9 protein-coding genes are annotated in these 13,177 nt (G+C 56.3%); 6 read left to right on the top strand and 3 right to left on the bottom strand.

Annotated features, from left to right (window positions below):
• Positions 1 to 72 precede the first annotated feature (72 nt).
• Entirely contained in the window at positions 73 to 1,278 is a 1,206-nt protein-coding gene (locus C7H08_RS14355) for a 1-acyl-sn-glycerol-3-phosphate acyltransferase (RefSeq protein ID WP_106672931.1), read from the top strand.
• Position 1,279: 1 nt separating this feature from the next.
• On the opposite strand, the gene glgP is transcribed toward C7H08_RS14355, so the two are convergent.
• From glgP to glgB, 3 genes are read right to left on the bottom strand one after another with little or no spacing between them, the layout of a single operon-like run.
• On the bottom strand, positions 1,280 to 3,832 hold the full coding sequence (gene glgP, locus C7H08_RS14350) for an alpha-glucan family phosphorylase (protein ID WP_106672930.1): 2,553 nt from the start codon (positions 3,830 to 3,832) through the stop codon (positions 1,280 to 1,282).
• 33 nt (positions 3,833 to 3,865) lie between these two features.
• Positions 3,866 to 5,338, bottom strand: a complete 1,473-nt coding sequence (gene glgA / locus C7H08_RS14345; protein WP_106672929.1) for a glycogen synthase GlgA — start codon at positions 5,336 to 5,338, stop codon at positions 3,866 to 3,868.
• Entirely contained in the window at positions 5,335 to 7,224 is a 1,890-nt protein-coding gene (glgB, locus tag C7H08_RS14340) for a 1,4-alpha-glucan branching protein GlgB (RefSeq protein ID WP_106672928.1), read from the bottom strand. The genes glgA and glgB overlap by 4 nt, the downstream gene beginning before the upstream one ends.
• A 205-nt stretch (positions 7,225 to 7,429) precedes the next feature.
• Between glgB and glgC the strand changes: the two genes are divergently transcribed.
• The 5 genes from glgC (at position 7,430) to C7H08_RS14315 (ending at position 13,163) form a co-directional block, all read left to right on the top strand.
• Complete coding sequence (glgC, locus tag C7H08_RS14335) at positions 7,430 to 8,695, top strand: glucose-1-phosphate adenylyltransferase (RefSeq protein WP_106672927.1); 1,266 nt, start codon at positions 7,430 to 7,432, stop codon at positions 8,693 to 8,695.
• On the top strand, positions 8,685 to 10,412 hold the full coding sequence (locus tag C7H08_RS14330) for a glycoside hydrolase family 57 protein (RefSeq protein WP_106672926.1): 1,728 nt from the start codon (positions 8,685 to 8,687) through the stop codon (positions 10,410 to 10,412). The genes glgC and C7H08_RS14330 overlap by 11 nt, the downstream gene beginning before the upstream one ends.
• Positions 10,409 to 11,884: a 4-alpha-glucanotransferase gene (malQ, locus tag C7H08_RS14325; protein WP_106672925.1), complete on the top strand. Its 1,476-nt coding sequence runs from the start codon at positions 10,409 to 10,411 to the stop codon at positions 11,882 to 11,884. The genes C7H08_RS14330 and malQ overlap by 4 nt, the downstream gene beginning before the upstream one ends.
• Before the next feature lie 124 nt (positions 11,885 to 12,008).
• Positions 12,009 to 12,368 (top strand): PilZ domain-containing protein, encoded by a 360-nt coding sequence (locus C7H08_RS14320; protein WP_106672924.1) that lies wholly within the window; start codon positions 12,009 to 12,011, stop codon positions 12,366 to 12,368.
• Positions 12,369 to 12,395: 27 nt separating this feature from the next.
• Entirely contained in the window at positions 12,396 to 13,163 is a 768-nt protein-coding gene (locus C7H08_RS14315) for an SDR family NAD(P)-dependent oxidoreductase (RefSeq protein WP_106672923.1), read from the top strand.
• Positions 13,164 to 13,177 lie beyond the last annotated feature (14 nt).

The raw sequence follows: 13,177 nt of genomic DNA, 5'->3' as shown, positions 1-13,177 counted from the left end.
GTTAAAAGACAGGATACAATGTCGCCGCTTCAGAGACTTAGATTAATCGCTTCGAACAAAAACAGGGCTTGCATGCAGGAATTTGACACGATCCGACCCTACTCGGATCAAGAAACCGCCCCCGCAATTCATCGACTGGTCAATGATCCGGATTTTCTGGACATGGTCGGCCGGTTCAAATCGCCTTTGGCCGCAAAGTGGGCACCTGCCGTATTGCGGGTTTTCGTTCGGCGTTGGCTGGTTCGCCACTTTGGGCATTTTCGTCGAGTGGATGATTTGCAGGCCGGGTTATCCGGCTACGTAGGCGATTTGGTCGAAAACACTACCTCCCGAGTGACTCACAGCGGACTGGAAAATCTTAGCAAGCACACCGCACACCTGTTCATCTCCAATCACCGGGACATCGTGTTTGACCCGATGGTAGTGAATTACCTGTTGTTTCAGAATGGATTTCACACCACGCGTATTGCCATTGGCGACAACCTGCTCGCAAACCGGGTGTTCGCTGAAATGATGCGGCTCAACAAAAGCTTTGTTGTGCGCCGAAACATGACCAGTCCACGAGAAATGCGTGACGCCTATCTGACGCTGTCTGGCTTTATCAATCACAGTATTGATCACAATGACAGCATCTGGATCGCCCAGCGCGAAGGCCGGGCCAAAGACGGTATTGATCTGACCGACCCGGCCATTATCAAAATGTTTTACATGAGCCGGAAAAAATCCGGGCTCAGCTTTGCCGAGGCAATCAATCGGCTGCACATTGTGCCGGTCTCCATCGCGTACGAGTACGATCCCTGTGACGCTGACAAAGCCCGGGAGCTTGAAGTGAGGGCCCGCACTGGTAGCTACCAGAAAGCGGAGGGCGAAGACACCAATCAGATTATGAGAGGGCTGACCGGCTACAAAGGCCACGTACACGTGCACTTTGGCGCGCCTATTTTGAATGCACCGGACGATCCGAAAGCGCTTGCGACACGCATTGACCACGAAATGCACGCCAACTATCACCTGCATGCCTCCAACCTGGTGGCATACCAGATGCGCGGTGTTCACCCGGATGCCCACGAAACGCCAGGCAACGTCAGCGAGAGCGTTGTTACGGCTGAAACCTGGTCCCCGGCCGACCTGGAAGCCGCGAAAGCCGAAATGGAGCGCCGACTGGAAAACTGTGACGCCGCCATTCGACCTTATTTGCTCGACATGTACGCCAATCCGGTAGTGAATGCCCTCGCGGCCAACAATATTGGCGAGAGCCTTCTGTCAGCGGCAGACTGAGTCAGGCCCAGAGCATCGCTCCCATCTCCAGCGGGTGTGTCAGCGCCTTGTGATACGGGTAGATTCGCAGCCGAAGGGTTTGCAGGCCTGGGTAGGGCGGGTTCACTTCCGTTTCATAAATCGTATGGCCATCTTCTTCATCGGTGGGCGCAAGGATGAATCGATCTGTTCCGGGCTCTGCATGAGTGCCTGTGCAGTCCGGGGTGACCAGGCATTCCACCCGGATATCCTCGGGGGCAAGACCGTTTAACGCGACCGAAAGCTTGAGTTCGACCGACTCATCCCAGGCACAGCGATCCTGCACGCACCCTTTGACTGTCACTGAAACACCCTCCCAGGCAGCTCGCACGCGGGCTTTCCAGTCAGCAAGTTCCTTGGCGACTGTCGAATCGTTTGCGGTCATCAATCGGCCTTGGTGAGTCGCGGGCTGGTAGTAGTTACGGACATAATCCATCACCATTCGCTGGGCATTGAACCTGGGTGTAATGGTTTTCATGGAAGCTTTCGAGCGGGTGACCCAGCCTTTCGAATAGCCCTGCGACGCGCGATTGTAATACAGCGGAACGATTTCCAGCTCCAGCAGATCCAGCAGATCTCTGGCTTCTTCGCGGTTCCGAAATTCCTGATCAAGCTCGGTATCCCTTGGTGTGATTGCCCACCCGTTGGTTTTGTCATAGCCCTCACCCCACCAACCGTCCAGTACGCTGAGATTGAGAGCGCCGTTCACCGCAGCCTTCTCACCCGAGGTACCGCTGGCTTCTTTCGGGTATTCCGGTGTGTTCAGCCACACATCCACACCGCTGAGCAAGCGGCGAGCCATTGCCTGATCATAATCCTCCAGCAGGATGATGTGCCCCATCAACGCGGGTTGCATCGATAATCCGTGAATCACTTTGATCAGTTGCTGGCCTGGGTGATCCTGGGGATGGGCTTTACCCGCAAACACCAGCACCACTGGATAGTCCGGATTTGTGAGCAGTCGTTCCAGCCGGGGCAGGTCTGAGAAAATCAAGGTGGCACGCTTGTAGGTGGCAAAGCGTCGTGCAAAGCCGATCACCAGCGCGTCTTTATCGGGAGAAATCAGTTGTCGGGTCATTCTTTCAGTGACCGAATGGCCAGTACCATTGCGTTTGTGCTGGCGCTTGAGTCGGCGGACTGTGAACTCCGCCATTTGCTGCTTCAGGGCCTTGTGAACACTCCAGTAGTGATAGTCCGGAATCTGATCGACAAAGTTCCAGAACGCCGGGTTGAGCAGCTCACTCTTCCAGGTAGGCGCCTGTATATCAAACAGGCTGGCCCATTCCGGGGCCAGAAACGTAGGAACGTGCACGCCATTGGTGATGTACTCGATGGGGTTTTCCTGAGGCGGAATCTGCGGCCAGATATCTCCCTCCATTTCTGAGGCTATCCGGCCATGGATCCGGCTCACGCCATTGTGGAACCGTGAGCCACGCAAACCCAGACAAGTCATGTTGAAGCTATCATCACCGTTCTTGGCACCCAGGGCGAAAATCCGGTCAAACTCGAGGCCGGACTGCTCCAGGTAAGAGCCGAGGTTATGTGCGACCAAATCTCTCGGGAAAATATCGTGGCCAGCCGCAACCGGTGTATGGGTGGTAAACAGTGTGGCGGCGGCAACGGCTTCCAGTGCGGTGTCAAAATTCAGCCCGTTCGTCATGGCTACCCGGCACCGTTCCAGAATCTGGAAGGCAGCATGGCCCTCATTAATATGCCAGGCGGTCGGTTCAATCCCCAGTTCCGCCAGCACCCGGGTGCCGCCGATGCCCAGCAACATTTCCTGGGAGATGCGGGTGCTCGAATCACCGCCATAAAGTTGCAGGGTCAAATCCTGATCATCGGGGCTGTTGGCCTGGGTATTCGAATCCAGCAGGTACAGCCGAATGTGGCCGACTCGAGCTTGCCAGACCCGGGCATGAACGTCACGTCCGGGGAAGGGCACGGATACCGTCAGTTGCTTGCCGTCTTTCTCGACCGGGGTGATCGGCAGTTCATCACTGGAATGGCATTCATACCGAGCAACTTGTTGCCCTTGTGCGTCAATGGTTTGAATGAAGTAGCCCTGCTGGTAGAGCAATCCCACGGCGACAAACGGTATGCCTAGATCGCTGGCCGCCTTGCAGTGGTCACCGGCCAGAATACCCAGGCCGCCGGAATAGATGGGAAAGCTCTCGTGAAAGCCGAATTCGGCGCAGAAATAGGCCACCAGGCTGGTGTTGGGATCAAGCGCCTCAACTACGCCTTCGCCAGGATCGGATTCCAGGTAGGCGTCGTAACTGGAGAGTACGCGCCGGTATTCCGCCAGAAACGCACGATCTTCTGCTGCCTCGTTCAGGCGGGTTTGTGAGGCCCTGCGCAGGAACAGCTTGGGGTTATGCTCTACCTTTTGCCAAAGCCGTAAATCGATCCGGGCAAACAGGCTGCGAACGCCGTGATCCCAGCTGTAGAACAGATCGTTGGCGAGAACATCGAGCCGTTCGATGGCCTCCGGAATGTGGGGGCGAGCTTCCAGCCGGAATTCGGTTGCCTTGTTCATAATAGTGGCCTCCTTGCGGCCATGGGCACTCTATCAATCTTCATGAAGCCGGCCATCGCCGGTTATCAGGTTCTGGTAAAGAGTTGCGTATTCCTTTGCCCGGTGTTTCCAGGAATAGTCTGCCGCCATGGCATTGTCCTGCAATCGGCGCCAGGTCTTTGCGCTGGCTTTGGCAGTCAGCGCTCGCTGAATGGCGGTCAGAAAGGCGTCTGCCGTTGGCTCCCGAAAGACAAAGCCATTGGCTTTGCCTGTGACTTCTTCCGATGGGTCGAACACGGTGTCATTCAACCCACCAACACCGTGGACCACGGGAATGGTGCCGTAACGCAGGCTGTACATCTGGTTAAGACCGCAGGGCTCAAACTGGGACGGCATCAGGAACATATCGCAGCCGGCGGTGATTTTGTGGGCCAGGCCCTCGTGATACCCCAGGGTCAGAGACAGTTGCTGTTGCCATTCCCTGGCTAGCTCCTGCAGGCGGTCCTGGTAGTGGCTTTGGCCGGCACCAAGGACGGCAAACTGACACCCCTGATTGAGCAACGGCAGCATCACGGCCAGTAACCAATCCAGCCCTTTTTGTTCCACCAGCCGGCCGACAAACCCGAGCAACGGGGCACCACCGGGTTCAAGCCCGAGTTCCTGCTTGAGTTTGGCCTTGCACTGGGCCTTGTTTTTCAGGTGTCCCGGGCCGTAATGGACATCCAGCCAGGGATCCTGCTCCGGATTCCAGGCTCGGGTGTCAATGCCGTTGAGGATGCCGTGCAGATGGCCCGAACGATGCCGTAACAGGCCGTCCAGGCCGTTACCAAACCACGGAGTCTGTATCTCGTCGGCGTAGGATGGGCTGACGGTGGTAATGGCGTCGCTGAATACCAGGCCGCCTTTCAGGAAAGACAGCTGTTCGTGGAACTCAAGAAACTCGAATCGCCAGAGATAGTCGGGTAGGCCAAGCGCCCTGAAGGTTTCCTGGGAAAACAGCCCCTGGTAAGCCAGGTTGTGGATGGTGAAGACGGTTTTCGGTGCATGTTGATGTTGGGTGTTATCGAGAAACACCGGGATTAACCCGGTCTGCCAGTCGTTGCAGTGCACAATGTCGGGTTGCCAGGGCAGGCCCAGTTGGCCAAGCGCCATCATGGCTCCGATCCGGGCAAACAGATGAAACCGGTGCGCGTTGTCCCACCAGTCTTCGCCTTTCTCATTCTGATAAGGGCTGTCACTGGAACGATCGAACAAAGCCGGGCAATCAATCAGCCACAAAGTAACCGCGGTATCAGGCAAACGGGTTTGCCATAGCGCTACATCGTACTGGCCAAAACGAAACCGGGTTTTCCGGCGAGAGCCGGCCGCTCTGGCGGCTTTCAAGGCAGCAGGATAACCAGGGAGAAGGATCTGGCAGTCCATTCCGAGCTTGCACAGTGCCTCTGGCAGGCTGGATGACACATCCGCCAGGCCGCCGGTCTTCACCAGTGGAAACACCTCACTGGTGACAAACAGAATACGGGTCATGGCGCCGCTCTCAGAATGATCAGGCCCAGAGGTGGCACGGTGATGTCTACCGCGAATGGCCGGGCCATCCAGGGCTTGTCGGCTGCCTGCAAAGGCAGGGGGTTGCCCAGGTTGCTGCCGCCGTAGTACTGAGAATCGGAGTTGAAGATCTCGTGCCAGAAGCCCCCCTGGGGTAGACCAATCCGGTAGTGGTGCCTTGGGATCGGGGTGAAATTAATGACAATCACCAGGGCCTGAACATCGCTACCGCCTCGGCGCAGGTAGCTAATCACGGATTGCGGCGAGTCGTGACAATCGATCCACTCAAAGCCTTCGCTGCTGAAATTGCGACCATGGAGTGCGGGTTCACGACGGTATAGCCCGTTGAGATCCTGCACCAGTTTGTGGATGCCCCGATGGCCCTCGTGTTCCAGTAAGTGCCAATCCAGTTCCCGCTTCTCGCTCCACTCTCGGCGTTGACCGAATTCACCGCCCATAAACAGGAGTTTGGCGCCCGGGTAGGTGTACATGTAACTGAACAACAATCGAAGCGACGCTCTCTGCTGCCATTCGTCTCCCGGCATTTTCTGGATCAGACTGGACTTGCCGTGGACCACTTCGTCATGGGACAGCGGCAACAGGAAGTTTTCGGAATAGGCATAAATCAGACCGAAGGTGAGCTTGTCGTGGTGGTATTGCCGGTACACCGGGTCCTGTTGCAGGTAATCCAGGCTGTCGTGCATCCAGCCCATGTTCCACTTGAGGTTAAATCCCAGCCCGCCAATTTCCTGTGGTCGGGTCACCCGCGGCCAGGAGGTGGATTCCTCGGCCATCATCAGGGCACCGGGAAACCGGCTCTGGCAAACCCGGTTCAGATCTTTGAGGAACTCAACAGCCTCCAGATTTTCATTGCCGCCGTATTGGTTGGGCAGCCATTCGCCCTCTTCTCGGGAGTAATTCAGATAGAGCATGGAGGCGACGGCATCCACTCGCAGGCCATCCATGTGGAAAGTGTCCAGCCAGAACAGCGCACTGCCGATCAGAAAGTTTCGCACCTCATGCCGGCCGTAGTTATAGATCAGCGTGCCCCAATCCTGATGGCGTCCACGGCGGGGATCTTCGTGCTCATACAGGGCGGTGCCATCGAAGCGGCCGAGGGCCGAGTCGTCGTCGGGGAAGTGGCCGGGGACCCAGTCCAGAATCACACCGATGTTGTTCTGGTGGCACTGATCGATCAGGTAACGGAGATCATCGGGGCTGCCGTAGCGACGGGTCGGTGCGTAATAGCCGGTGGTTTGATAACCCCAGGACTCATCGAGAGGATGCTCGGTGATGGGCAGCAGTTCGATGTGGGTAAACCCGGTGTCTACCACGTAGGGGATCAACTGTTCCGCCAGCTCACGGTAGGTCAGCCAACGGCCAGAACCATGATGACGCCAGGAGCCCGGATGAACCTCATAGATACAGATCGGGCGATGCTGCCAATCGAAACGGCTGCGCCGTTCCAGCCAGTCGCCGTCACCCCAGGCATAACGCCCACGCTCGGTCACCACGGCGGCGGTGTCTGGCCTGAGCTCGAAGGCCTGACCGTAAGGGTCCGATTTGAGGATCTGCCCCTGGGCGGTGGTGATGGCGAATTTGTACACAGCGCCTGGCCCGAGGTTTGGCACAAACAGGCTCCAGACCCCATAGCCCTCATTGGCTAACATGGTGTGTCGGGTCGGGTCCCAGTCGTTAAAATCACCAACCACGCTGACCGAACGGGCATTGGGCGCCCAGACCGCAAAACGCACGCCTTCGGCGCCCCGGTAGTTAAGTGGGTGAGCACCCAACACGTTGTAGATGTGCCAGTGGCGACCTTCGGCGAACAGGTGGAGATCAAACTCGCTCAAGGCAGGGCTTTCCATAGACCTTTAATTCCCGATCAGAATGATGGTGCGGCTGACACCATTGGACGCCTTGGCGCCTGTTCAAAAAATGACCTCAGACAATTTTACGTCACAATCTCATGGTAGTGTTCTAATATTAGTACCGATGTCAAATTGGTGTCGATTCCCTCTTCGTCGACAAAGAGGAGGGCAGAAGACCACTTCGGTTTTCAGGGAAGCTTCTATGCATACATCACAGCGTTTTGTCAGCCGCCTGACTCGGCAAACCCTTGCGTTAGTCCTTGCCGGCGGGCGCGGATCCCGTCTTCACGATCTCACCAAATGGCGCGCCAAACCCGCGGTGCCGTTTGGGGGTAAATTCAGAATTATCGATTTTCCGCTGTCCAACTGCATCAATTCGGGTATCGGCCGGGTTGGTGTGATTACCCAGTACAAGTCCCATTCTCTGATTCGCCATATTCAGCGTGGCTGGGGATTCATGCGAGCTGAACTCGACGAATTTGTCGAGCTGCTACCTGCCCAACAACGGATTGAAACGTCCTGGTATGAGGGCACCGCCGATGCGGTTATGCAGAACCTGGACATCATCAGAAGCCATAATCCTGAGTATGTGCTGATTCTGGCTGGCGACCACGTTTATAAAATGGACTATGGCACCATGCTGGCCGCCCATGTTGAAACAGATGCCGACATTACCGTGGGCTGCATTGAAGTGCCGATTGAAGATGCCGCAGCGTTTGGCGTTATGTCTGTTGATGATGAGTTCAGGATTACTCAGTTCGAGGAAAAACCCGACCAACCCAAGGCGATGCCGGGCCAGCCAGGCAGGGCCCTCGCTTCTATGGGCATCTACGTGTTCAGTACCAAAGTGCTGTTCGATGAACTGCTTCGGGACCATCAACTGAACAGTGAGTCTTCCCATGATTTTGGTAAGGACATCATACCGTCGGTGATTCGCCGCCTGCGAGTGTCCGCTTTCCCGTTCCGTGATCCGGTAAATAATAAAGTGGCCTACTGGCGCGATGTGGGCACCATCGATTCGCTCTGGCAGGCCAATCTTGAGCTGATCGACATCAGCCCGGAACTGAACCTGTACGATTCCGACTGGCCGATCTGGACCTATCAGGAGCAACTCCCGCCGGCGAAGTTTATCTTCGATGATGATAACCGGCGGGGCACTGCGGTGGATTCCATGGTGGCCGGGGGCTGCATTGTTTCCGGGGCAAGAATTCGGCACTCGCTGCTGTTCTCACAGGTGCGGGTGCATTCGTTTACCTCGGTTGAGGATTCGGTGATCTTTCCGGATGTCGACATCGGCCGTCATTGCCGTATTCGCAAGGCAGTCATTGACCGCGGCTGCCGTATCCCCGAGGGCACCCGGATTGGCTATGACCGCGACTCAGACGAGCGTCGTTTTCATGTTTCGCCAAAAGGCATTGTGCTGGTCACCCCTGAAATGCTTGGGCAGGATTATCCCCATGGTCTCTGACAGCCGCACGCCTGTTGTCCTATGCTGGCACATGCATCAACCGGTCTACCAGGATCAGAGCTCCGGTGAGTTTCTGTTCCCCTGGGTATATCTGCACTGCATAAAGGACTATGTGGACATGGCCGCCCACCTGGAGGCGCACCCCGACGCCCGCGCCGTCGTCAACTTTGCGCCGGTGTTACTGGAGCAAATTGAAGAGTACCTGGTACAGATTGAGCGCTGGCGACACGACGGCTCGCCCATGGGTGACCCGCTACTGGCCGCTCTGGTCAGTGATTGTTTGCCTGAGCCCGGATCACCGGGTTTTCTTGAGCTGATGGAGAAGTGCCTGAGGGCCAACGCTAATCGAATCATCAAGCGATTTTCGCCCTACAAGCGCTTGTCTGAGCTGGCAGGATTTTATCGTACCCGACCCGACATTCAGCGCTACATCTCGTGGCAGTTTTTAGCCGATTTGCTGGTCTGGTACCACCTGGGCTGGATGGGAGAAACCGTCCGCCGGAATCACCCGGTAATACAAAGCCTGCAGGAAAAGAGCCACCAGTTTTCGATGGAAGACCGGCGGGCGCTGCTGGATGTCATTGCTGAGTTGATGGCCAGTCTTGGGCCAAGATACCGGCACTTGGCGCAGTCCGGGCAAGTGGAGCTGGCGATGAGTCCATGGGCCCACCCGATTGTGCCGCTGTTGCTGGATCTTGAATCAGCCAGTGAAGCGATCCCTGATATCAAGATGCCGGAACACACCGATTACGCGGGTGGAACGGAGCGGGCAGTCTGGCATCTGAAACAGGGCCGGCAGGTGTTTCACCGGTTTTTCGGAGAAGAACCAGCCGGATGTTGGGCTTCCGAAGGCGCGTTAAGCCAGCAGACGCTGTCGCTGTTGCATCAGCAGGGTTTTCGATGGAGCGCCAGTGGTGATTCGGTGGCCCATAACAGCATCAGGCTGGCGCAGGAGCAGTTCGGGTTAAAAAAGAGTCCGGATATCCATCAGCCCTTTGTATTTGCCGACGAACCGTTAACGGTGTTTTTTCGTGACGATGGGCTATCTGATCTGATTGGCTTTACCTACGCTGACTGGCACGCCGAAGATGCCGTTGGTGACCTGGTGCATCACATTGAGAACATTGCCAGCGAAAACAGAGACGGGGACATGCCGGTCATCTCAGTGATCCTGGACGGCGAGAATGCCTGGGAATACTATCCCGAGAACGGCTACTACTTTCTGGACGAACTGTACCGCGTGCTGGAAAACCACTCCAGCCTGCGCCTGACCACCTACAAAGAGCTGCTTCAGAAGCCGGTTTGTAGCGCCGCCCAACTGCCACATTTGGTCGCCGGCAGCTGGATTTACGGCACCTTTTCGACCTGGATCGGCGATCCCGACAAAAATCGGGCCTGGGATCTTCTTTGCGAGGCCAAGCAGCATTATGACCGGGCCATGGATAGTGGAGCCCTGTCAGCTGAGCAAAAAGAACAAGCCAGCCGACAACTCGGAATTTGCGAGGGCTCAGACTGGTTCTGGTGGTTCGGGGATTACAATCCCGCGGCCGTCGTCCGGGACTTTGAGCACCTGTATCGTCGGCATTTGACCAGTCTTTATGAAATCATTGGTAATCCGGCGCCGGCCAGTCTGTTTCAGCCGCTCAGCCAGGGCGGGGGCGAGCCTGCCCGCGGCGGCGCCATGCGTCCCGGGCATGATGCTGGGGCCACGGAATGAGTCATCAGTTACCCCCGGCGCCGATGTTCTCGGCGCGCCGGGCCGGCGTATTGTTGCACCCGACGGCATTGCCGGGGCACCAAGGTAAGCTTGGGCAACAGTCTCGGCGCTTTATCGACTTTCTGGCCAGCGCCGGTATGACGGTCTGGCAAACGCTGCCGACCGGCCCCACGCATCCCGACCTGTCGCCCTATCAATCGCTGTCAGCTCATGCCGGAAACCCGGATTTTATCGATCTGGCGGAGCTGGTGTCGTCCGGTTTGCTGACATCGCAGGAGCTGGAACAAGACCACCGGGCAACCTGTCTGATCAACGCAGCCAGACGTTTTTGGGCAGGAGCGTACCGGCCCAGTGCCAGCATAAATCACGAGGCGTGGGAACACTTTGCCGGTAACCATGCCAGCTGGCTGAATGATTTCACCCTGTTTGTGGCCATTCGGGACTCGCTTGGTGGCAGTGCCTGGTATAACTGGCCCGAACCGCTTCGCCAGCGGCAAGCTTCGGCCCTGGCGACCTTCCGAGAACAGCACCAGGCAGCGGTTAATCAGATTCACTTTGAGCAGTTTCTGTTTCATGTGCAGTGGCAGGCCATGCGTCACTATGCTCGTGACCGGGGAGTTTTGTTGTTCGGCGACATTCCCATTTTCGTGGCCCACGACAGCGCCGATGTTTGGGCCAACCCCGAAGTGTTCAGGCTCGATGGCCATGGCCACCCGGTAGTGGTGGCGGGCGTGCCCCCGGACTATTTCTCGCCCGACGGCCAACATTGGGGAAACCCTCTTTACGACTGGAACACCATGGCCAAACAGAACTATCGATGGTGGATTGAACGTCTTGCCAGTCAACGAGAGAAGTTTGACCTGCTGCGAATTGACCACTTCCGGGGATTACAGGCGTTCTGGGAAATACCGGCAACAGACCCAAGACCGATTAACGGCCATTGGGTGACCGGGCCCGGAGACGCTTTCTTATCAGCCTGCTTCGATCAGTTGCCGGAGCTGCCGCTGGTTGCAGAGAACCTGGGGGTTATCGGGGAAGATGTTGAAGCTTTAAGGCACCGATTTGGTTTGCCCGGGATGACGGTCATGCAATTCGGGTTTGATGGCAGTCCGGGCAATCCTCACTTGCTGCACAATCACAAAGAAGGTGATCTGGTGTATACCGGCACTCACGATAACGACACCACTCTGGGCTGGTACCGGAGCCTGGACGACAACACCCGAAACTACGTTAACCGGTATCTGAGAATTACCGATGATCATCAGCCTTGGCCAATCATTCAAGCCGCCCTGGGGTCGGTTTCAAAACTGGTGATCATACCGATGCAGGATCTTCTCAGCCTGGACTCGCAGGCCCGGTTCAACACGCCGGGCACAACGTTAAACAACTGGATTTGGCAACTTCCCGACAACTTTTTGGAACTCACAGACGTTGAAATGATCAGGAAGATGGTGGGCCTGTATGGGCGATAGTTGTGCCAACTGATTATTATTTGATCAGGGTCAATCTGCCCAAATAATAATCAACTATAACTACAAATATAGAGTGTGAAGTCACCAAAAAATACTGAGCGAACAAGAACAGGGGGGCAGAACAATGGAACACCGACTGAGTCAGCGAGTTGAAGGGGAGTTGTCTATACTGGTTTATAAAAGAGGGCTTCCAGTGGCCACCGGCGAGATACAGGATGCGTCACGGCGTGGTTTATTTGTCGCCACCGACTACAATGATATCCGTTTAAATCAGACTATTCAGCTGGCATTTCGGTACCCGGAGCAGCAAGGCCACAGGCACCGTTTACTCACGGCCCACGTCGTGCGTAGATCCACCAAGGGGCTGGGGCTTGATTTTGACGGGGTGGATAACGATGCCCTGGCTGTGACAGAACTCGTCGACTGGCTGCAAACCCAGGGTGTATACAGCGTTAGCAAGATCAATCGAAGAAATAGTCATTAGTCAACAGACAGGGAAGGGTATAACGACATGGCAAGATTGAAAGGAAAAGTGGCAGTGGTCACCGGTGGCGCATTGGGTATTGGTAAAGCTGCTGTCGAAAGGATGCTGGAAGAGGGCGCGGCCGTCGGCATTCTTGACGTCCTCGATAAAGACGGCGAAGCGGTAGCCAAAGCGCTCACCGATAAAGGCTATCAGGTAGGTTACTGGCATTGCGATGTGTCTGATGAAAGCCAGGTTAAGGCGGCTATTGACGGAGTTGCCGAACGTTTTGGCAAACTGGATGTGTTGGTCAACAACGCCGGTATCGCTGGCCCTAACAAACCTACCCACGAATTGACCGAAGAGGAGTGGGACAAGGTTCAGGCCGTGAATGTGAAGGGCGTTTTCTTTTGCACCAAACACGCCATTCCGCATATGAAGAAAGCCGGCAGCGGCAGCCTGATTAACTTGTCATCAATTTACGGCCTGGTGAGTGCTCCAGATATCCCTCCGTACCATGCCTCCAAAGGGGCCGTACGATTGATGACCAAAACAGATGCACTGCTCTATGCGCCGGACCGGATACGGGCGAACTCCATCCACCCGGGCTTTATCTGGACCCCTTTGGTTGAGCATCATTTGCAGTCAAGTGACGACCCGGAAGCTGCCAGGCAGGCGACCGCCTCGCTGCATCCGCTGGGCCACATGGGCGAGCCGGATGATATCGCCTGGGGTGTCGTATATCTGGCGTCTGAAGAGTCCAAGTTTGTCACCGGCAGTGAGCTGGTCATCGATGGCGGTTATACAGCGCGCTGATACTGAGCCAGCCC

It is taken from the genome of Marinobacter halophilus (assembly GCF_003007685.1).
In the GTDB taxonomy this organism is placed as follows: domain Bacteria; phylum Pseudomonadota; class Gammaproteobacteria; order Pseudomonadales; family Oleiphilaceae; genus Marinobacter; species Marinobacter halophilus.
Note: the sequence above shows the minus strand (reverse complement) of the source record. Positions and strands in the feature narration are given on the sequence as shown.